Source organism: SAR202 cluster bacterium (genome assembly GCA_016872285.1).
Taxonomy (GTDB): Bacteria; Chloroflexota; Dehalococcoidia; order Lucifugimonadales.
Genome location: VGZZ01000021.1, coordinates 16,232 through 36,930 on the forward strand (window position 1 = coordinate 16,232; position 20,699 = coordinate 36,930).

Genomic DNA, 20,699 nt, shown 5'->3' on the forward strand with positions numbered 1-20,699 from the left:
AAGTCCCTTATTTAGGAGGAGGGGGAACCTTGCAGCTAACAACCGTGGACTTATTGCCGGAAGCGTCCACCGCGTAAACGCCGGCGTCGCCCTTGCCTTTGATGTGGTATTCCACTTCGCCGGCCATGGGGGAAGCGCTGGGTGTGACGCCAGGAGCCTGGGTGTATTTGATGTCGGTGTCGCTGGGATAGGGCCCGAATACCGTGCCCGTGCCCATATCTACGACGAACACCTGTGGACTAGCGTCTACGTTGTCTTTAGCTGAGATGCGGTAGAAGCCGTCAGGGTTCTGGCCGCTCTTGGGGTTGTTGCCGGCGTTAGGAATGTGCTTGCCGCTGGGGTTATGGGTGGGAGTGCAGGCAACGGCGGGAGGCGTAACGTCCGCAATGTGGATGGTCTTGGTCTCCATGATGACCGCGCCGCTGGCGTCAGTCATAGGCTCGCCATTGATGGTGGCCCAGTCGTTGCAGGTATAGGTTTTGCCCTGTTCGGCATCGGCGGCTGCGGTAATTGTCTCGGTGAAGACTGCATGATCGCCGCTCTGGACCGTCTGGCTGGCGGGATTGAAGGTGGTGCTGATGGGGGCCGCGCAGTCGCTGACCATGGCGACCTCGACATCGATGGCCTGGAGGGCATCAATGATGGCATCCGCCACCTCGGCCTCGTTGACGCCTGAGCGGAATATGCCGCCGGTGGCGTCGGCGATAGCCTGGGCCTGCCCGCTGGAGTTTAGCTGGTTAGCGCCGACTGATAGCGCAATCACAATGATGGGGGCGTTGGACCCATCAGTAGTGAGGTCGGCGATGGTGGAAGCCAGGGTATGGCCGCCGCTGGGGTCATGGCCCGGCGCGTCGCCAAACCATACAATGACGCGGGTGGAGCCGGGGCGGAATGCTGGATCATTGGTGACGACAGACGGGTCCGCCATTTCCGACAAAGCATTCAGCTGGGCTTCGGGAAAGTCGCCGCCGCCTGAGGCGACCCATGCGTTGATGCCGGCCTGTACCAAAAGCTCGTCGCCGGTCACGGTCTGGTTTAGCTTATAGGCAAAGGCGTCTGTGAAGTCCTTGTATTCTGCAACGCAGAATTGGGCGTCTGGAGACTCCGCCTGAACAGCATCTATTATGTTCTGTGCGTTGGCCTTGACGTTGTTTATGGCCCCGCCCATGCTTCCGGTGGTGTCTGCCAGGAAGCAGATGTCGGCAAGAGGCGCTATTTCCGGCGTGTGTACCGTCTTTTCGATGTCAACGCTTTCGCCGGGCTTGAGCGTTACCTCTACGGAGGCGGGTGTCAGCTCGGGGCCACTGTGGGCCGCCACGGGCAGCACCATCAAGAGCATCGCCACCAGGGCTGCCATAACGACAAAGCCACTGGAGATGCCCCACCTTATTCTTTTTTTGGAGACACTTGAAAAGCTATTCATTCTACCTAGCTCCTATTGGTTTTTGACCGTTGTTACGGATGAGGCTATTCGGTTGTAAGTACCCTCAAAGTAATTTAAGCATTGCGACATGTCCCAAGGGATAGTCGCTGTTTGGCTTCGATTTTGTTCTCCAGTCACCTCCTTTAGCAGCAGGAAGAGGATTGACGCGCTCAATTGGCAACTAGGTTTAGAAAAGGTTGGCTAGGAAGACTCTGGGGCAAGCGGATGTCCCTTACAGAGCAAACGCTAAACCCTGTAAAATGCAAGAAGCAAAGAGCCGTGGCTAGACATGCCTTCGCTTTTTGCACGAGCCCTGACGGTGCCAGCCGTCTAGGGCTCCTTTTAGATTGACTTGCCTGTTCCCCGCATGCCCCCGCCTTCCCTGACCCCCTTCCGCCTAGTCCTGCACGCCTGGCTACCGATCTAACAGGATGTATAGAATTGAGACTTAGGGAATATTACTTTTGCAGCTTGGGCTAACAAGACACATTTGGACAAATCATTTACTTTGGCATAACTTTTGGACTGGTCTAAAAAAGTAGGGCAGTTACAGTCTGTTTGGATATTAGCGAGATCCACTACCCTTTCTTCCTCGCCTGCCACACTGCCACGCCTATGCCGATTCCCATTATCCCAAGCCCCCACAGGGCCGGCGCCAACCTCACGTTCACTAGCAGCAGGGCCGAGACTACTACTCCCAGCACCGGCGTTACCGGCACGCCCAGCGCCTTTAACCCCACTCGGAAAGGCCATTCCTGGCTGTCCAGTCGGCGTCTCAGTACGATGTGCGACAGGTTCACCCCTATGAATACTAACAGGATGGTGAAGTTGGTGATCTCGGCCACAAAGCCCACATCCTGGCTCAGCACCCCCAATGTAGCCACGGCGGCCACGGCTAGTGTTGCCGCCCAGGGAGTCGCGTATTTGCGATGCACCTTCGCCAGGACCATTGGCAGTGAGCCGCCCTTAGCCATGCCATAGACCGTCCGTACTGTCGCCGTCAGACTGATAAGTACAGTGCTGGCCGTGGCTATCAGGGCGATGACCGACAGCGCGTAGTACCCGCCCTCACCCATAGCCTCCTGCGCCACCGCCGCCAGCGGCGCCTCACTTTCGCTTAACTCCTTCCAACCGATGATGCTGACCGACGCCAGCGCCGTTATGATATAGAGCACCGCCGCTATCCCGCCCGACGCCATGACTGCAATTGGCAGGTTGCGGCCCGGGTTCTTTATCTCGCCCGCCAGGTCTGCCACCTGCTCGAAGCCCAGGAAGGCGAAGAACAGTAGGAACGCCCCGCCAAAGATTCCCCAGGCTCCTTCTGGTGACTCTAGGTAGTCCACGTTGCCTAGAAAGCTGACTCCCACCCCTATGATGACCGCCAGCCCCAGCACCTCCAACATCGATAACGCCGCGCCGACTGTGGTGGACTCCTTGACTCCTCGCAGGCTAAACAGCGTGCTGGCCGCCAGCAGGGACAGCCCTCCCGCCAGGACCGGAAATCCAGCCTGGTCTCTCAAGTATCCAGCAAACCCCAAAGCTACCGTCGCCACCGACACTACCTGCGAGAAGAAGGTTAGCCAGCCCACCACAAAGGCCGCGCCGTCGCCAAAGGCTTCACGGGCATAGTTGTAGCCTGAGGCTGCGCGAGGGAACTTGGCGGAAAGCTCGGCGTAGGAAAGGGCGGTGAAGAAGGCCGCTCCGGCTGCCAGCAGGAAGGAGGCCCAAATGGCGTTTCCCGACTTGGCCGCGGCCTCGCCCATCAGCACGTACACTCCCGCGCCGATAATCACGGCCAAGCCTGAGCCGGTGGCTGCTATAACGCCGATGCTACGCTTTAGCTCGGGCCGCTCTTGGTTAGACGTTGCGGCCATGGCCCGCCGTTAGGGCTTCCCGCCGCCTAGCAGCAAGTGGTTCCGCGCTTCTATCGATAGCGGATGGACCAGCCCACCCTCTTGCAAGTAGCCGATGGTCTCGCGAGTCAAGAACTCAAGCATCGCCCTGTTTAGGTCGGACATAGCGAGCGTCTTAAGCTCGGGTATATAGGGGTAGCGGTGTATCTTCTGGGGGTCCAGCTTGTCGGCGATGAACACCACCTTGGCCACCGGCTCCAGTCGAGGCGCCGCTGTGCTGTGGTAGTAGACGCCCTGGTATATGCCCTCGTCGTCCAGGCCCTCCAGCCGCAGCAGTTCCGCCGCCACAGGCCCATGGAGAAGCACCGGCATGGCCTCCTCGACAGGGTGGATAGGGAGGCCCAGGTCTCGCGCCCTCGATAGCAGCTCCTCGCCTTTCATGGCGCGGCATAGGTCGTGGGCCTGGGCGCAGAGGCGGGAACGCGCCTCATCGACGGCGTGGGCGTGGGCCAGCTCTACCGCGATGCCTTCGACGCGATGGACGTGTTCCCGCAGCCCTCTGGGCAGCTCTAACAGCCGACGCCGAACCGCCGCGTGTATGCCGGCGTCGATGGGCGCCATCGACGGTCTCTAGGCCATAGCCTTCAATTGCCGGCCGGCCAGCAGGTGCATGTGCAGGTGTTCGACTTGCTGGCCCGAGTCCGGACCCTGGTTCACTACCAGCCGGTAGCCGCTCACCGTCATTGCCTGCCGCCTCGCCATCTCCTCCGCCATGGCGAACATTTTGCCCAAAGTGTTGGACACGCTGCCGCTGGCGTAGGTCAGGCCCGCCACGTGGCGTCGCGGTATCAGCAGCAGATGGACCGGCGCTACGGGCTTAATATCCTTGACAACCATCAATTCATCGTCGCGGTACAGGATTTCTGATTCCTGCTTGCCGCTGGATATATCGCAGAAAACGCACTTCTTTGGGGGCATCTAAGATTGGTCTCCTCTTTCATTTCACAAGCCGCTTAGGGCTTGGGACAGCATTGTACGATGGTATGCCGCGTCGCCGAAAGCCTGCTCCTGCACCTTGGCGCGGCGGGTGTAAAGCTGCAAGTCGTACTCCCAGGTGAAGCCCATGCCGCCATGGCATTGGTGCGCCAGGGCGCATATACGATTGTATGCCTCGTTACACCACATCTTCGCCATCGATATGTCCGACGACCACAGTTCGCCCTGCGCCACGCGCCACGCCGCCTGGTAAGCCATGGACTGGCAGCCTTCCACGTCCATAGCCATATTGGCCAGGTGGTGCTGCAGGGCCTGGAAGGTAGCCACTGGTCTGCCGAACTGTACACGACGCTTGAGGTAGTCCAGCGTCATCTCCAGCACCGCCTGGGCCCCGCCCGCCATCTCTACCGACTTCCCCGCTGCACCTCTGTCCAGAGTCTCCATAACAATTTTCCAACCCCGATCTACCTCGCCGAGTATCCAGTCTCTGGAAGCCTTCACGCCGTCAAACTCGACCCGGCCCAGCCTATCACCCGAGAAGGTGTGGTGAGGCGTCACCTTCACCCCTGGCGCGCTCCTCGGAACAAGAAAGACGCTTATGCCACGATTCTTTTCCCATGGGTCAGGCCCAGTATCCGAGGTCAGCGCAGAGACCAGGAAGTAGTCAGTGACGTAGGCGTCAGGCACAAAATACTTGGCGCCGTTGAGAACAAAGCCGTTACCATCGCGGTTGGCTCTTGAGTTCAGGTAGGTGTACCAGTAATCATCGGTCGACTCTAGCGTCGCCAGCGTCATGAAAAGCTGCCCCTGAGCAATTTTGGGCAGCAGTTCCGCCTTTTGCGCCTCGCTCCCCGACGCCAGCACCGCCAGTCCGCCCACTACCACCGTCGAGAAGAAGGGGCTGGGTGTCAGCATCCGGCCCATCTCCTCCAGCAGCGCCGCCAGGTCCAGGAAGTTGCCCCCAGCGCCGCCGTACTTCTCCGGAAAGGCTAGCCCCAGCCATCCCGCCTCGGCCATGCGACGCCACACTTGAGGACTGTACCCCTTCTCGTCCTTTTCCATTGCCAGCACCATCGACAGCGGGCACTCCTTAGCCAGGAGCGACCGCGCGCTGCTCTTCAGCATCTGCTGGGTCTCGTTCCACGCCAGGTCCACGCCTTACCCTCGAGGCATCCCCAGCCCTCGGCTGGCGATGATGTTGCGCTGTATTTCCGATGTCCCCGCCGCAATGGTGCCCGATATGCTGTACCGCCACGCCTTTTCAATGATGCCCCTCAGGGGTACCCACTTGTCCTCGTCGGTCAGCACGCCGTAATGGCCCAGGATTTTCAGCCCCGCGGCGGCGCACTTTTGCAGGTTTTCACTGCCGAAGACCTTGCTCATGGACGCCTCTTTGGTCGGCACCTGGCCCTGGCTCTGAAGCCACGTCACCTTGTAGGCCATAAGCCGCGCCACTTCTGTTTCAACATACCGTTCGACCATGAGGTCTCTAGCCCAGCCCTCATCGGCGCGGGGGATATCCGTGCCGTGGTCGCCATGGACGTCGTCCATGTACTGATTGATGTCATCCAGAATCCGTTTAGCGGAGGCGGCGTAGTCAATGCCGGAACGCTCGAAGTCCAGCAGCGTCACCGCCACGTACCAGCCCCGGCCCTTCTCGCCCACCAGGTTCTCCTTGGGCACCTCCACGTTATCGAAGAAGACCTGGTTGAATTCGTGCTCGCCGGCCATGCTGATGATAGGCCGCACCTCTACACCCCTGGACTTCATGTCCAGCAGCAGGAAGCTGATGCCGCGATGCTTGGGCGCGTCAGGGTCGGTGCGGGCCATGAGCATCATCCAGTCGGCACGATGGGCCAGGGATGTCCAGATCTTGCTGCCGTTGACCAAGAAGTAGTCGCCCTTGTCTTCCGCCCGCGTTCTAAGCGAGGCCAGGTCGGAGCCGGCCTCAGGCTCGCTGTAGCCCTGGCACCACTGCACCTCGCCCCGCGCCACCGGCGGCAGGAAACGCTCCTTCTGCTCCCTGGTGCCGTAGATCATGAGCGTCGGCCCCAACATGCGCGCGCCGAACACGTCGCGGCCAGGGGCGCGATGGTAGGACATCTCTTCGTTGAGAATAAGGCTCAGCATGGGGGATGCGCCCATGCCGCCGTACTCTTTGGGCCAGTGCATGGTCAGCCAGCCGCGCTGGGCCAGCTTGCGGCGCATCGAAAGCGTCAGCTCCCAGTCCCCCGATTCGGTGGCGCGGCCTACGCCTCGCAGGTCAGGAGGAAGCTCCCGCGCCAGGAACTCCAAAAGCTCCTCACGAAAGGCCTCTTCCGCGGGCGAAAAGCGGAAGTCCATGAGACGCCGTTCAGGACGCCTGGACTAGGCGCCGCTGACGGATATGCAGGTGACGGTGCGGTTCACCCCGCCGAAGTGTACATGCTCGGTCACCATCTCACCGATGGAGGCAATGTCCTTGGCTTCGATGAGGGCGATGACGTCGTAGGGGCCCGTGACCACGTCCACGGACTTCATACCCGGGACCTTGCGTAGCTGCTGTGCGACTTCCCGGGTCTTCCCTACCGCTGTTTCGATGAGGATATAGGCCTTGGTAGCCATGGCGCGCCTCCCTGTGGGCATAGGTGTTCCAACAATGTGTGGTTGGAATAAGAGCCCTGATGGTAACCCAATTCTAGGGTTGAGGGTTGGGGGTGTCAATTTTGGCAGCTTTCAGGTTCGGTGCCTTAAGGGCGTTTGACCGGCAGCTCCACAAGTCCAAGCCTAGATAGTAGACTGCAACACCTCTAAAGAACAACGCAGAACAACGCCCACCCTTTCCATTGGGTGCAGCAATGCCTATAATTGATTCGTATGTTAATTGACCGGATTTGATTCAGCCGTCCGCATCGGCGAGGGGGTCCAGATGAATCTAGCTGTGGTTGGTGGGGCTGCAGGTACTCATGGGGCTGCAGGGGTCTTCACGCTTTTCCGTGTGTTGTGGCCGCTGCTGTTATTTCTGGGCATGGCATTGACTTGGTTGGGGCAACGGTCCCACAGACTTCGGGGTGGTGATCATACATCATCACGGCAGCGTACCAACGGCCATTCTGAACCGGAGGAGTCGCCGATTAGTCCTGAGGAGTTGGCGAAGGTTCACGAGGAACTCCGGCGCATGCGGGATGGCGAGTCCGACAGACCTCTATGAGCCCTTAGGCCGGGCTAGTCGGAAGCTGCTTGGGTCTGCACAAGCTTTGGGACTGGAATAGCAATTACAGCGCATCCTCTCTTTTGCCTTCCAGTGGTTTGGACATGGTGGCCTGGGCACGAATGTTATGCCTGAGTAACAAACTTTCACTACGCCTGACGATTTTTCCACTATCATATCCCCATGGACCTCCTCCGCCGGCACGCCACCGCCCTTGGCATTACCCTCAACGACGCCCAGCTAGACCAGTTCCAGCGCTTCTACCAGGAGCTGACCAACTGGAACCAGCGATTTAACCTCACCCGCATCACGGGCTATGATGACGTGCAGATAAAGCACTTCCTGGACTCCCTGACCGCGGCCTCTGTCATTCCACAGGTCGCGAAGGATGGCGGGCGGTTTGTGGACATAGGCGCGGGCGCAGGACTGCCAGGCCTCGCGCTGAAAATCGCCTTCCCCGCCATTCGCCTCACCCTCATCGAGGCCACGGGCAAAAAGGCCAACTTCCTGCGGCATGTTGTCCAGGCCCTGGGGTTGGATAGTGTAGAGGTGGAGGCGGAGCGGTCCGAGGTACTAGCGCAAGACCCTAGATTCCGCCAGCAGTTCGACGTCGCTCTGGCCCGCGCCCTGGCCCCCATGGCCCCCTTAGCCGAGATGGCGCTGCCCTTCTGCAAGACCGGCGGCATCGTTGTCGCGTACAAGAAGGGGGATATAGACGCAGAGCTGGCTGCCGCACGCCGCGCCATCGCCACCGTGGGTGGGGAGATGCTGCGTCGACACGAGGTCGATGTGGAGGGGCTGCGGGACGGACGCTGCCTGGTGGTGCTGCGGAAGGCCAGGCCCACGCCATCCGAATACCCGCGGCGGCCGGGCACGCCCCAGAAATCGCCCTTGTAGCACGCGCGGGCCAAGCGTGAGCAATCCTCTGATATAATGCCACAGTTTTCCGCAAGACCAATCGTGGACGGTTCATGACCTCTCCGCCCGGCCAGGGTTCCCCCTCCAGACCCTTTTTCAGGGGCAAGTTCGCGTCCCTGTCCACACTTTTCTTCCTCGCCATCGGCGGCGCTTTTCTCTTCTTCCTGGTGGTCCGCTTCGACATCAGCCCCAGGCAGATATGGGACAGCCTGCGGGATAGCAACCCCTGGTTCTTCCTTCTAGCCTTTTTTCTCTATTACACCAACTTTGTCTTTCGAGGCATCAAGTGGCGCATCTTGCTGGGCAACGCCCGACAGCATGGCGAGCCATCACCCAGCGTACCTCACACCACCAGCCTTATGCTCATCAGCGGCTTCGTAAATCTGGTCACCGCCTTTCGTCTGGGCGACGCGTATCGCGCCTACCTCTACAGCAGCGAGTCCAAGACCAGCTTCTCGCGGGCTGTGGGCACCCTGGTGGCGGAGCGGGCCGTAGAGGTGGTGATTATGTTCTCGCTGCTTATGCTGGCCGCCGTCCTGCTGGCCACCCACGGCGACGAGACCTCCTGGATATACGTGGCGCTGGCGTCCATTCTGCCCGGGGTGCTGATTGTAGGGCTGCTGGCGATGCGTCTCTTTCGGGGACGCATTCAGCGATTTGTCCCCGGCCCGCTAAAAGCCGCCTACGACCTCTTCCACCACGGCGCCCTAGGGTCCTACGCCAACCTTCCCCTGCTCGTCGGCCTGGCTGTGCTGGGGTGGCTGGCGGAGGTGGGGCGGGTCTTCTTCGTGGCCCAGGCCCTAGGCGTGGACCTGAGCTTCGCCTGGGTGCTATTCGCCGCCCTGGCCAACGCCCTGCTGACCCTGCTGCCCGTGGGCGGCCTGGGCATCACTGAGGTCAGCCTTGCGAGCCTGCTCTCGGATACCCTCACTCGCAGCGAGGCGGGTGCGGTGGTGGTGCTGGACCGCGTCATCAGCTATCTCAGCGTCATCATCTTCGGCGGGCTGCTGTTCCTGGTACACAACGCGGTGTTCAGGAAACGGGCTACGGTCTCGCCGCCAGGGTAGCCGCCGTGCTTCACACCGCCAGCTTCTATCAGCCCCAGGACTGGCATGGCCGGCTGTTCCGCGTCTCCCGCCAGCACCCTCGAGGACGCCGTGTCCAGTGGGAGAGCCTGCCCTTCTTCTATCCCACCTACGACATCATCAAGGCCTACCGGAAGGGCGAAATCGATTTCGAGCGTTATACGCGCGACTACCTGGGCCAGCTTGAGGAAAGATGGGATTCGGATAGCGACATGCGGTCGGGGGTGCGGGCGTCGCCGGGCCTGGGCGACTTCACGCTTCTATGCTTCGAGCGCGTCGGTGAGCCCTGCCATCGCTTAATCCTGGCGCGGTGGCTCAAAGACCAGCAGCCGGACTTGCTAATCGGCCCTCTGAATTAGGAAGGGTCGTCCCAAAATAGCCCTTTTGAGGCCTCTCCGGTGCTACAATGGACTCATAGCCCAAAGCTGAGGTGCGGCATGGCTATCGCAGGCAAGAACTACATCAACGGCCAGTGGACTCCCGCCTCTAGCGAAGAGACCTTCCCCAGCGCCAGCCCGGCGGACACCCGCGATGTGCTGGGCCACTTCCCGCGCTCCAACTCCGCTGATGTCGACGCCGCCGTGAAAGCCGCCCGCGAGGCCTTCCCCGTATGGCGGCGCGAGTCCCGCATCCGCCGCGGCGAGGTCCTGGACAGGTTTGTCCAGATCGTCAAGGCGGAGCAGGAGGACATAGCCCGCATTATGTCCCGCGAGTGCGGCAAGTCGATTACCGAGTCCCGCGCCGACGTCGTCGAGGGCATACACACCGCCCAGTACTGGTTCGGCGTGGCCCGTAATCCCTCCGGCGATGTAATCGCCTCCGAGATACCGGATAAAGACAGCTACGTCTATCGCAAGCCCAAGGGCGTCGTCGCCTGCATCAGCCCCTGGAACTTCCCTTTCGCCATCCCATTGTGGCTCACCTGCCCGTCGCTGGTGGAGGGCAACACGGTGGTGCTGAAACCCGCCGAGGAGACCCCCCTGGTGGCCCAGCGGCTGGTGGAGTGCATGGAGAAGGCCGGCGCTCCTCGCGGCGTCTTCAATCTGGTGCAGGGCATGGGTGAGGAGGCGGGCTGGCCCCTGGTGAACCACCCGGAGGTGGATGTAGTCCTCTTCACCGGCTCCGCGCAGGTGGGGTCGATGATTAAGGAGGCCTGCGCCAAGGACTACAGGAAGTTCTGCGTGGCCGAAATGGGCGGCAAGAACGCCATCGTTGTTTTTGACGACGCTGACTTTGACCTGGCCGTCGACGCCGCCATGATTTCCGCCTACCGCACTACGGGCCAGCGATGCGTCTCCGCCGGCCGCGCTATTGTCCATGAAAGCATCGTCGATCGGTTCGCCGACGCGCTGAAGAAAAAGACGCAGCTCATACGCATTGGCAACCCCCTGCAGGAAGACGTGTTCATGGGGCCGCTGGTCAGCCAGGCGGCCCTCAAGAAGGTGGAAGGCTACAACAAGCTGGCCGTCCAGGAAGGCGCCAATGTCTTGCTCAACGGCGGGCGGCTCTCCGGTGACAAGTACGACCACGGCTATTTCATTCGTCCTTTTCTGTACACTATGAAGCATAACGCCACGTCTAGGGTGTTGCGGGAAGAGGTCTTTGGGCCGCATTTAGCCATTATCCCCTTCAAGACCCTAGAGGAGGCGGCGGAGATTTACAACGACACCGAATACGGCTTCTCTATGGCCCTTTGCACCAACGACTATCGAAAGGTGCGGGCCATGCGGGAGTTGTGCGACTTTGGCGTGGGGTATGTCAACCTTCCGACTATTGGGGCGGAGGTGCATCTCCCCTTCGGCGGTGTAAAGCGTAGCGGGACGGGAATACCTTCGGCGGCGGGTCTGCTGGACGCCGTGAGCCATCGTGTAACCGTCACCGTCAACCACGACCGAAAGATTACTATGGCCCAAGGCATGAGGAATAATTTTGACGAGTTGAAACCCGGGTAGGCCTTTGACTTTGGCATTGAAAAAATCAATCGAGGTTTGAGGAGTTGTCGGGGCGTGTAGGAGTCTCGCGACTGGGGAGGTGAGGTATGAGCGGGTGGAGCAAGGCCGGATTAGAGGCTTCGACCGCGTACTTTCTTAAGTCCCGGCTGAACGTTGACGGCGCCGGCAAGAATCCTCGGAAGGAGGACCGTTTGATCATTGTCGCCAACCGTCTGCCGGTAACGGTGGAGGAAGATGGCCCGGAAATCACCTACAAGGCCTCCGCGGGAGGCCTGGCCACGGGCCTGGGGGCCTTCTACAAAGAGCGGAAAGCTATCTGGGCAGGCTGGCCGGGGTCTGTCTCCAGGGCCAGCCGCTTGGAGGTAGCCAACGCCCTCTCCGGGTGTCATAACTGCTATCCCGTGTTCCTTTCAGAGCGCCTTGTGCATGAATACTACGACGGCTTTTCCAACCGAAGCCTCTGGCCTCTGTTCCACTCCATGCCCTCCCACGCCCGGTTCTCCGCCGCCGAGTGGGACGCCTACCAGGAGGCCAACGAGGTCTTCAGCAGCGTCGTCGCTCAAATGGCTAAGCCTGACGATGTCATATGGGTCCACGACTACCAGTTAATGCTGCTGCCCAAGCTCCTCAGACAGCGCCTGCCCAAGACCCGCATAGGTTTCTTCCTACATATCCCCTTTCCCCAGTACGACATCCTCAGGATGCTCCCGTGGCACAAGGAGATCATAGAAAGTCTTCTGGCCGCCGACCTTGTAGGCTTTCACACCTACGACTACACCCAGCCCTTCCTCGCCACTGTGCGCCGCCTCTTCGGTTACGAAAGCAACATCGGCCAGATCATCGCCGGCGACAGGGTTATTCAGGTGGACGCCTTCCCTATGGGCATCGAATTCGACCGGTTCTCGGAGGGTGTGAAGAAGGAGGAGGCGCGGCGGGAGGTCGAAAAGATTAAGGACACCTTCCTGCATCGGAAGGTGGTTATTTCTATCTCGCGGCTGGATTACACCAAGGGCATTCCCGAGCAGTTGGAGGCCATACGAGAGTTTTTACAGCGCTATCCTGAGCAGCACAAGAAAGTCATGTTCGTTCTGGTGGTGGTGCCGTCGCGGGAGCGTGTGGAGCGTTACGCCCATCTGCGCCGCGAAATCAACGAGCTGGTCAGCCATATCAACAGCATCTACGGCGACCTGGACTGGATGCCGATTCGATATGTGTACCGTTCCCTCAGCTTCCCCGAGCTTCTGGCTCTCTACGACTGCGCCTCCGTGGCCCTTATCACGCCCCTTAGGGACGGCCTGAATCTGATTGCCAAGGAGTTTGTGGCGGCCAAGAACTCGGAGCGGGGCGTCCTCATCCTGAGCGAGACCGCGGGCGCCGCCAAGGAGATGCTGGAAGCCATTGTTGTTAACCCAAACGGCAGCCAGGAGATTGCCGACGCGCTCCAGCAGGCCCTCACCATGCCGGCCCAGGAGCAGAGCGAGCGTATGGCCGCCATGCGGCGGCGCTTGAAGGAGAGCGACGTGCAGCGCTGGGCCAGCCGCTTCCTGGACAGCCTGGACCAGGCCGTGAGCCTGTCGGAGGAGCTTGCCGTCAAGTTCATGGATTCCAAGGACGTGGACAAGCTCAAGAACGCTTACCAGACCTCCAGCAAGAGGCTTATCTTGCTGGACTACGACGGCACTCTGGTGCCCTTCGCTGACGAGCCGCAAAAAGCCGCGCCATCTAAAGACCTTTTATCGCTGCTTGATACCCTTTCGGAGGACCAGGGGAATGAAGTGGTGATCACCAGCGGTCAGATAAAGAACGGCCTGCAGAGATGGTTCAAATCCCTGCCCGTCACCATCGTTGCCGAGCATGGCGCCTGGGTGCGCAACAAGACGAACAATAAATGGCACCTGGCCCTCTCGTCGGACAACAAGTGGAAGGACTCCGTCCGTCCTATGCTGGTCTTGTTTACCGAGCGCGTGCCTGGCAGCTGGATTGAGGAAAAGGTCTTCTCGCTGGCGTGGCACTATCGTAAGGCCGATGTGCAGATGGGGATGGACGCCGCCCGCGAGCTTACAGACATGCTGACCAATCTGACGGCCAACCTGGAGATTCAGGTTCTACACGGACATAAGGTTGTGGAGGTCAAGTCTACGGGCGCCAGCAAGGCGGAGTTCTTCTTACGCTACCTGTCTAAGAAGCCCTGGGACTTTATCCTGGCCGCCGGGGATGATGTGACCGATGAGGCCCTCTTCCGCGTCCTCCCCCAGGGGGCCGCCACTGTCAGTGTCGGCTTCGCCGCCTCCACGGCCGTCTACAACCTCCAGTCGCCGGCGGAAGTCACAGTGGTGCTGAAGAAGCTGACAGATGGCTTTGAGGCCGATAAGACCGCGCGGCAGGTCCTGGACAGTAGGCCTTCTAAGCGCAGGCAGGAGTTGAAGGAGTCGGAGGAGGAGAAACACCCCGCGCCTGCGGGCTGAAGCGTATTGACACTCCACGCCTGCCGAACGTAATATATATGGGTTATGGAATACGCAATAATCAAGACTGGCGGAAAGCAGTACCGAGTCTCCGTGGGAGACATGGTGGACGTGGAGAAGCTGGCCGTGGAGCCTGGCTCGGAAATTGAGCTGAGCGACGTGGTGGCCGTATCCAAGGATGGCAAGGTGAGCCTGGGCCAGCCCGTGGTGGAAGGCGCCAAGGTCATTGCCCAAGTCCACGAGCATAATAAGGACAAGAAGATTCGGGTCTTCAAGTACAAGCGCAAGACCCGCTATCGCAAGACCACCGGCCACAGGCAGTCGCATACGCGCCTTCAGGTCGTGGAGATCCAGAACGGAGGCACAGCCTAATGGCCCAAAAGAAAGCTGGCGGCAGCAGCCGCAACGGTCGAGACAGCCAGGGGCAGCGCCGCGGCATTAAAAAGTACGGCGGCGAGATTGTCCTTGCCGGCCATATCCTAGTCCGACAGCAAGGCGAGCGCATAGCCCCCGGCAACAACGTGGGCATGGGCAAGGACTTCACCCTTTTTGCCCTGGCCCCCGGCCGCGTAGAGTACGGCTGGGCTAGGGGCGGCAAGCGCCGCGCCAGCGTCCAGCCCATCGAATCCAAGTAACCTTTTTCCAAAGTAGGAACCATGAAGAAAGATATCCATCCTCAGTACCATTACAACGCCGTGGTCACCTGTTCTTGCGGCAACGTCATCACCACGGGCGCCACCAAAGCCACCCTTCGTGTCGAGCTGTGCAGCAAGTGCCATCCCTTCTACACCGGCGAGCAGCGCATTGTGGACACTGAAGGCCGCGTGGAGCGCCTGCGCCGCCGCTACGGCCTCAAGACCTAGCGTTTTAATCGACGACATCAAAGGGGTGAGTTTTACTCACCCCTTTTCTTTTGGTCCTTACGGCCCTAAATTTGTTGGTAGCCTTTTCATAACTATGAGGTAGATTTGTCTAGACCACCCTTTTTTTACGGCGGCCAGGCGGTCATTGAGGGAGTGATGATCCGCGGCCAGAAGTTCTTTAGCCTGGCGGTGCGGCGCTCCAACGGCTCTATTTACCACTCCGCCGAGCCCCTCAGCACCATCTACACCGGCGCCCTCCGCCGCCTGCCCTTCCTACGAGGCATCCTGATCCTCGTTGAGACCCTGGGGCTGGGCTACAAGGCCCTGACCCGCTCCGCCAACATCGCCCTGGAGGACCAGAGCAACGGCGAGGCCAAGGAGATGTCCACCGCGGTCATGACCATGACCATGCTCGTCGCCCTAGCCTTTGCCATCGGCCTCTTCTTCCTTCTGCCCCTCTTCGCTGCTCGCTCCCTGGACGGCGTCCTGGACGACTGGCTGGGCGCCGGCAGCCGCGCCGACTTCCTGAGCAACCTTATCGAAGGCGTCATACGGCTGGGGCTTCTAGTAGGCTATATCGCAGTCATTGGCCTGATGAAGGACATCAAGCGCGTCTTTGCCTATCACGGCGCTGAGCATATGACCATCCACGCGCACGAGCACAAGCTGCCGCTGGACGTGGAGCACATTCGTCCCTTCCCCACGGCCCACCCCCGATGCGGCACCGCCTTCCTGCTGACGGTGGCGGTGGTCGCCATTCTGGTCTTCGCCCTCCTGGGCCGCCCCGACCTCCACTGGGCCATACTCTCTCGAATCCTTCTGGTGCCGGTCATCGCTGCCATCAGCTACGAGTTCCTTCGGTTCACCGGCGCGCATAGCGGGTCCAAACTCGGCCAGGTCATGGCTACCCCTGGCCTGCTGCTGCAGCGACTCACCACCCGCCGTCCCGACGACCAGCAAATCGAAGTCGCTATTTACGCTATGAAGTCGGCCCTGGCGGCGGATAAGGGGGAGGAATGGGCGCCGGAGGGGGCAAAGGCCGACAGTCCCGCTTCAGACCCTGTCGCAAATGGTGAGACCCCTACTGTTACGCAGGGGCCTCCAAACGCTGAATCGAAAGAGCCTGGCGCCGCTCCGACGACCTAAAGCCTACCTCCTCCGCCCCTTCAGCACCTCCCACACCTGCTGGGGTTTCACGTCGCTGGCGGCCATCAGCACCAGGGTGTGGTACAACAGGTCCGCTACTTCTTGCGGCAGGTTCTTGGTATCGCCCATAGCGGCTGATATAGCTGTCTCGCCCGCCTCCTCCGTCACCTTTTGGGCTACACGCCCTACACCGCCCTTCAACAGTTCGGTGGTGTAGCTGCCCTCCGGCATCTTCTGTTTCCGGTCCTGGATGGTGGCATATAGCTCGTCCAGTATCCCCGACCCGGGGTCTGAGTGGACGTAGTCCTCGTTGGCCGGTGTCGATTCGACATGATTAAAGAAACATGAGACCTGGCCGGTGTGGCAGGCCGGGCCGTCAGGGATGACTTTTAGAAGCAGGGTGTCGCCGTCGCAGTCAGCCCAGACCTCCTTAACGTTCAGATAGTGGCCGGATACTTCGCCCTTGTGCCACAGGTCCTCGCGGCTGCGGCTGTAAAACCAGACCTGGCCGCCTTCCATGGTGCGCTTCAGCGAGCCTGGATTCATGTAACCCACCATCAGCACCTGGCCCGTGTTGATGTCCTGGGCCACGGCGGGAACCAGGCCCTGCTTGTCCATCTTCAGCTTCATTGCTTCCACCTCTCGATGACCTGCGGCAATTCCAGCAGGCTCTTTATCTCATAGTCCGGCGTCGGGTACTTGGCGTCCCGCGCGCGGCCGTTTCGATTTATCCATACCGCGCCCATGCCCGCCCGCTTGGCCCCCAGCACGTCGTCGAAGGGGTTGTCGCCCACGTACGCCGACTCCTGGGGTTTCACCTCCATCTTCTTCAGCGCCTCCTGGAAGGTCCTGGGGTGGGGTTTGTATGCCTTCACCATCTCCGACGACAGGACGGCGTGGAACTTCAGGCCCAGCTTTTTTATCTGCGGCAGCAGGTAGTCGTCGTCGGCGTTGGAGAAGACCCCCGTCCTCCACCGGCGCTGGATCTGGCCCATAGCCTGGTGGGTCTCGGGGAAGGCGTTCTGCTCCCCCATAATGCCGACGGCGGCTTTGGCGGCGGCAGCGGCGTCTCCCTTGAGCTTCAATTCTTTGAACGTATCTACGAAGCAGTCCCGCCATGCCTCCTCGTAGCTCTTGAAAGGGGGGCTTTTCTCAGGCTCCTCCAGGTTTAGGCGCCATTTCCTGAACCCCATCTCGCGGCCCTTCCACTCTTTGTAGAGCGTCATCGAATCGACCTTTAGGACCTGGTCGCGGCAAATGTCGGCGAATAGCTGGTGCCACCTCGACTCCGGGTTGGGCGCCAGGGTGTCGTACATGTCGAATATTACAGCCTTGATCTGGGCCACTACTTTGGCTCCTTCTTGCTTTTGGTAGGCCGCATGGGTACGCCTCTCTTTTGGAGGTAGTCTTTGGCCTGGCCGATAGTAAATTTACCATAATGAAAGATGCTGGCGGCCAGCACCGCGTCGGCCTTGCCTTTGTCCAGGGCGTCGTACAAGTGCTCCAGGCCGCCCGCGCCGCCGCTAGCGATGACCGGCACAGGGACTGCCTCGGATACCGCCCGCGTCAGCGGCAGGTCGTAGCCCGTCTGGTGGCCGTCTGTATCCATGCTGGTCAGCAAAATCTCGCCGGCGCCAAGCTCCACCACCCGACGCGCCCACTTCACCGCGTCGATGCCCGTGGGCTTGCGGCCGCCGTGAGTGTACACCTGCCATCGCGACGCTGCGTCTAGGGCGATGTCCTCGGGGGCCGCTGGGTGTAGCGCGCCGTCCACCACCTTGGCGTCGATGGCGACGACGATGCACTGGTTGCCAAAATGATACGCGCCTTGTTTGACCAGTTCCGGGTCCAACACCGCCGACGTGTTGATGGAGACCTTGTCGGCCCCGGCCCTGAGCATTCGCCGCACGTCGTCCACGGTGCGAATGCCCCCGCCCACCGTCAGCGGGATGAAGACCTGCTCAGAGACTCTCTTAACCACCTCCACCATGGTGTCGCGGGCGTGGGCGCTGGCTGTAATGTCGAGGAAGACAAGTTCGTCGGCGCCTTCGCGGTCGTAGAGGGCGGCCATCTCTGCGGGGTCCCCGGCGTCGCGAAGCTGCAGAAAGCTGACGCCTTTGACTACTCGGCCCGCGTCCACGTCCAGGCAGGGGATGATGCGCTTGGTCAGCACAAGACTACTTGGTGAACAGCAGGAAATACTGGTTGGGATTCAGCTCCCGGCGGCGGTGGAGCTTAACGCCCGCCTGGGTAGCAAGGTCTATCATGTCCTCAGGCGAGACCCGCATCTCCGTGGGAGGGCCGTCGTCGCTATCCTTCTTGTGCCATTCCAGCACTGCGCACCAGCCCCCGTTCTTTAACAGCCTGGTGGCCGCCGACATGAAGGCCTGTTTGTCGGAATTGTGATGGGCCACATAGGCCAGCATTATTCCGTCCATGGCCCCGTCCTCTATCGGGAAATCCGACTCGCCGCACTTTTGGACCTCAATGTTGGACAGCTTGGCCTCGGCCACCCGCGCTTTCATGGCCTCCAGCATCTCATCCTCAATGTCCAGGGCGTAAATTTTGCCGTGGGGCACCAGCTTGGCCATAGGTATGGCAAGATGCCCCGGCCCGCAGCCAATGTCGGCGATTCGATGGTAGGGGTCCAGGGGCAGCTGCAATAGCAGCTCGTAGGGGTCTAACTCCCGCCTCCGCTCGGGCGAAAGCATGGCTTCAATATGTTCCTTGTTGTGCGCGGGTTTAGATGTCATGTCCATGGCCTGAGAAGAGATTTATCGGGACGTGTAGTTCTATATTACCAGCCGTGATAACTAGGCACTAGCATAGCGCCTCGACATCCCTGCTACGATTCTCCCGCCGCCTTTATCGCCTCTCCTAGCTCCATCATTCCCCGGTACAGAGCGCTGCCCACCACCACCCCTTCGGCCCCTGTCGGCCCCAGCAGGCGAATGTCCTCGACAGTGCTTACGCCTCCTGACGCTAGCACGGCCTTGCCGGTGCGCCTCACCAGGTCTGATACACCCTCAAAGTTAGGTGACATGAGAGTGCCGTCCCGCGCGATGTCCGTGTATAGGAACCGCTCCGCCCCCCGCTTTATCATCTCCATCGCCAAGTCCACGGTGTTCACGTCCGTGCGCTCTTGCCATCCCTTGATCGCCACCTTGCCGCCCTTGGCATCCACCGCCACCACCACTCTGCCGCTGCCCAGACTCTTGCATAATATCTCCACCAGTCCCGGGTTCTCCACAGCCGCCGTGCCTACCACCACCCTGTTAACGCCCGATGCCACAAGGCTTTGGGCGGACTCCAGGCTGCGAATGCCGCCGCCCACCTGCACAGGGATATTTACGCTGGCGACAATCGCTTTCACGGCTTCCAGGTTGACCATGTAACCGTCCCGGGAGCCATTCAGGTCCACGACATGTAGGCGCTTAGCGCCCTCCGACTCCCATCGCTTTGCCATCTCCGAGGGCTCGCGTGAGAACACCGTCTGTCGCTGGAAATCGCCCTGGTAGAGCCGGACGCAGGCGCCGTCCTTGAGGTCGATGGCCGGGATGACTTCCATGGCCTACCGCCGCGACGACACCAGGGCGGCGTGCTCCACAAAATTTCGATAGAGCTTCAACCCCAACGGCCCGCTTTTCTCAGGATGGAACTGGGTGGCGATGAGGTTGTCGCGAGCCAACAGACTGCAAAACCCCACACCGTAATCGGTGGAGCCTATGGTCACGCTGTTGTCGGCGGGCTGAACATAATAGCTGTGGACGAAATAGAAGTAGGACTTCGATGGGACGTCTTTAAGAACTGGGTGCGCGGTCGATAATTCCACCGAGTTCCAGCCCATGTGCGGCACCTTTTGTCCCAGCGGCAGCAGACGCACTCGCCCCGGCACAATGCCCAGACACTCGGCGTTGCCCTCGTCGGTGCTGTCCATGAGGAGTTGCAGGCCCAGGCATACCCCCATGAACGGCCGGCCCGACGCCGCGAATTCGCGAAGGGGATCCACCAGGCCGCGCTTTCGCAGCGCCTTCATGGCGGCATCGCCGGCGCCTACGCCGGGCAGGATGGCCGCGTCTGCCGACAGCAGCTCCCCGGGGTCTTGCGATATGACAGGCCGTGCCCCGGTCTGCTCTAGCGCCTTGGCGACGCTCCGCAAGTTGCCGGACTCGTAGTCCACCACTACCAGCTTCAGGTCGGCGACGGCTCGCTGTGCGTCAGCCATCGGATGCCTTTTCCAGCGGCAGATGGCGGTCCTCATAACGCGCCAGGACAAACAGCAAGTCGCCCAGGCGGTTGAGGTATCGCAGCACTTCCAGGTTTGTCAGGCTGCCCGCCTCCTTCAGCCGCACTACCTCCCGCTCGGCGCGGCGCACTACCGTCCGCGCCAGGTCGATGGCCGCGGACCCCGGCGACCCGCCAGGCAGGATAAAAGAACGAGGCAGCGGCGCCTCCTGGGTCAGCGCGTCGATAATGCCCTCCAGCCTGGATGTCATCTCGGGCGTCACCGGCTTGAAGTGTTGCTTGAAAAGGTCGTACTTGGATGGCTCCGTAGCCAGCTCAGCGCTGATAGTGACCAGTTCCCGCTCGGCGTCTTTCAGGATAGCCTTTACCCTGGCGTCGCTGGACAGAGCGCGGGCCAGCCCCAGGGCGGACGAGCCTTCGTCCGTCGCGCCGTAGGCCTCGCAGTGCTGGTCGGACTTGGACACGCGGCCGCCGTAGAGGAGGCTGGTCTGCCCCTCGTCGCCGTACTTGGTATAGATTTTCTTGCTGGAAGTGCTCATAGGACAATAGAGGCATTATACTAC

Annotated in this window: 23 protein-coding genes; 9 read left to right on the forward strand and 14 right to left on the reverse strand. The window is 60.7% G+C overall.

The annotated features are described in order from the left end of the window. Positions 1–7: 7 nt before the first annotated feature. The 7 genes from FJ320_07160 to FJ320_07190 form a co-directional block, all read right to left on the reverse strand. Positions 8–1,423 (reverse strand): VWA domain-containing protein, encoded by a 1,416-nt coding sequence (locus tag FJ320_07160; protein MBM3925755.1) that lies wholly within the window; start codon positions 1,421–1,423, stop codon positions 8–10. Between the two features lie 578 nt (positions 1,424–2,001). After that, positions 2,002–3,297 carry an amino acid permease gene (locus FJ320_07165; protein ID MBM3925756.1) on the reverse strand — a complete coding sequence of 432 codons (1,296 nt, stop codon included), beginning with the start codon at positions 3,295–3,297 and terminating at the stop codon, positions 2,002–2,004. A gap of 9 nt (positions 3,298–3,306) precedes the next feature. Next, the gene (locus FJ320_07170) at positions 3,307–3,897 is read right to left on the reverse strand and encodes an HD domain-containing protein (protein MBM3925757.1); all 591 of its coding nucleotides are present in this window, start codon (positions 3,895–3,897) and stop codon (positions 3,307–3,309) included. A gap of 9 nt (positions 3,898–3,906) precedes the next feature. After that, on the reverse strand, positions 3,907–4,254 hold the full coding sequence (locus tag FJ320_07175; GenBank protein MBM3925758.1) for an HIT domain-containing protein: 348 nt from the start codon (positions 4,252–4,254) through the stop codon (positions 3,907–3,909). A 24-nt stretch (positions 4,255–4,278) separates the two neighbouring features. Then, positions 4,279–5,427, reverse strand: a complete 1,149-nt coding sequence (locus FJ320_07180) for an acyl-CoA dehydrogenase (protein ID MBM3925759.1) — start codon at positions 5,425–5,427, stop codon at positions 4,279–4,281. Between the two features lie 3 nt (positions 5,428–5,430). After that, entirely contained in the window at positions 5,431–6,615 is a 1,185-nt protein-coding gene (locus FJ320_07185; GenBank protein MBM3925760.1) for an acyl-CoA dehydrogenase, read from the reverse strand. Between the two features lie 24 nt (positions 6,616–6,639). Then, a complete protein-coding gene (locus FJ320_07190; protein MBM3925761.1) occupies positions 6,640–6,876 on the reverse strand; it encodes an Lrp/AsnC family transcriptional regulator in 237 nt (78 codons plus the stop codon). A 769-nt stretch (positions 6,877–7,645) separates the two neighbouring features. Here FJ320_07190 and rsmG point away from each other — a divergent pair. The 9 genes from rsmG (at position 7,646) to FJ320_07235 (ending at position 15,891) form a co-directional block, all read left to right on the forward strand. Further along, positions 7,646–8,359, forward strand: coding sequence for a 16S rRNA (guanine(527)-N(7))-methyltransferase RsmG (gene rsmG / locus FJ320_07195; GenBank protein ID MBM3925762.1), 714 nt, complete (start codon positions 7,646–7,648; stop codon positions 8,357–8,359). A gap of 74 nt (positions 8,360–8,433) precedes the next feature. Then, positions 8,434–9,447, forward strand: a complete 1,014-nt coding sequence (locus tag FJ320_07200) for a flippase-like domain-containing protein (protein MBM3925763.1) — start codon at positions 8,434–8,436, stop codon at positions 9,445–9,447. Positions 9,448–9,452: 5 nt separating this feature from the next. Continuing rightward, complete coding sequence (locus FJ320_07205) at positions 9,453–9,824, forward strand: DUF488 domain-containing protein (protein MBM3925764.1); 372 nt, start codon at positions 9,453–9,455, stop codon at positions 9,822–9,824. Positions 9,825–9,902: 78 nt separating this feature from the next. Next, positions 9,903–11,417, forward strand: a complete 1,515-nt coding sequence (locus FJ320_07210) for an aldehyde dehydrogenase family protein (GenBank protein ID MBM3925765.1) — start codon at positions 9,903–9,905, stop codon at positions 11,415–11,417. Positions 11,418–11,503: 86 nt separating this feature from the next. After that, entirely contained in the window at positions 11,504–13,882 is a 2,379-nt protein-coding gene (locus tag FJ320_07215; GenBank protein ID MBM3925766.1) for a bifunctional alpha,alpha-trehalose-phosphate synthase (UDP-forming)/trehalose-phosphatase, read from the forward strand. 45 nt (positions 13,883–13,927) lie between these two features. Further along, positions 13,928–14,254, forward strand: a complete 327-nt coding sequence (gene rplU, locus FJ320_07220) for a 50S ribosomal protein L21 (GenBank protein ID MBM3925767.1) — start codon at positions 13,928–13,930, stop codon at positions 14,252–14,254. Next, complete coding sequence (locus FJ320_07225) at positions 14,254–14,517, forward strand: 50S ribosomal protein L27 (GenBank protein ID MBM3925768.1); 264 nt, start codon at positions 14,254–14,256, stop codon at positions 14,515–14,517. Before rplU ends, FJ320_07225 begins: the two co-directional genes overlap by 1 nt. Positions 14,518–14,538: 21 nt before the next feature. Then, positions 14,539–14,745 carry a 50S ribosomal protein L31 gene (gene rpmE / locus FJ320_07230; protein MBM3925769.1) on the forward strand — a complete coding sequence of 69 codons (207 nt, stop codon included), beginning with the start codon at positions 14,539–14,541 and terminating at the stop codon, positions 14,743–14,745. 156 nt (positions 14,746–14,901) lie between these two features. Beyond that, positions 14,902–15,891: a DUF1385 domain-containing protein gene (locus FJ320_07235; protein ID MBM3925770.1), complete on the forward strand. Its 990-nt coding sequence runs from the start codon at positions 14,902–14,904 to the stop codon at positions 15,889–15,891. 3 nt (positions 15,892–15,894) lie between these two features. Here the strand turns inward: FJ320_07235 and FJ320_07240 are convergent, their stop codons facing one another. From FJ320_07240 to FJ320_07270, 7 genes are all read right to left on the reverse strand, one after another. After that, the gene (locus FJ320_07240; GenBank protein MBM3925771.1) at positions 15,895–16,521 is read right to left on the reverse strand and encodes a bifunctional phosphoribosyl-AMP cyclohydrolase/phosphoribosyl-ATP diphosphatase HisIE; all 627 of its coding nucleotides are present in this window, start codon (positions 16,519–16,521) and stop codon (positions 15,895–15,897) included. Then, the gene (locus FJ320_07245; protein ID MBM3925772.1) at positions 16,518–17,237 is read right to left on the reverse strand and encodes an HAD family hydrolase; all 720 of its coding nucleotides are present in this window, start codon (positions 17,235–17,237) and stop codon (positions 16,518–16,520) included. The genes FJ320_07240 and FJ320_07245 overlap by 4 nt, the downstream gene beginning before the upstream one ends. Beyond that, positions 17,237–18,064 (reverse strand): imidazole glycerol phosphate synthase subunit HisF, encoded by an 828-nt coding sequence (gene hisF, locus FJ320_07250; GenBank protein MBM3925773.1) that lies wholly within the window; start codon positions 18,062–18,064, stop codon positions 17,237–17,239. The genes FJ320_07245 and hisF overlap by 1 nt, the downstream gene beginning before the upstream one ends. 4 nt (positions 18,065–18,068) lie before the next feature. Beyond that, positions 18,069–18,650, reverse strand: a complete 582-nt coding sequence (locus FJ320_07255; protein ID MBM3925774.1) for a class I SAM-dependent methyltransferase — start codon at positions 18,648–18,650, stop codon at positions 18,069–18,071. A gap of 86 nt (positions 18,651–18,736) precedes the next feature. Next, complete coding sequence (gene hisA / locus FJ320_07260) at positions 18,737–19,459, reverse strand: 1-(5-phosphoribosyl)-5-[(5-phosphoribosylamino)methylideneamino]imidazole-4-carboxamide isomerase (protein ID MBM3925775.1); 723 nt, start codon at positions 19,457–19,459, stop codon at positions 18,737–18,739. 3 nt (positions 19,460–19,462) lie between these two features. Beyond that, positions 19,463–20,086 carry an imidazole glycerol phosphate synthase subunit HisH gene (gene hisH / locus FJ320_07265; GenBank protein ID MBM3925776.1) on the reverse strand — a complete coding sequence of 208 codons (624 nt, stop codon included), beginning with the start codon at positions 20,084–20,086 and terminating at the stop codon, positions 19,463–19,465. Positions 20,087–20,108: 22 nt separating this feature from the next. Next, positions 20,109–20,675, reverse strand: a complete 567-nt coding sequence (locus tag FJ320_07270; GenBank protein ID MBM3925777.1) for a cob(I)yrinic acid a,c-diamide adenosyltransferase — start codon at positions 20,673–20,675, stop codon at positions 20,109–20,111. Positions 20,676–20,699 lie beyond the last annotated feature (24 nt).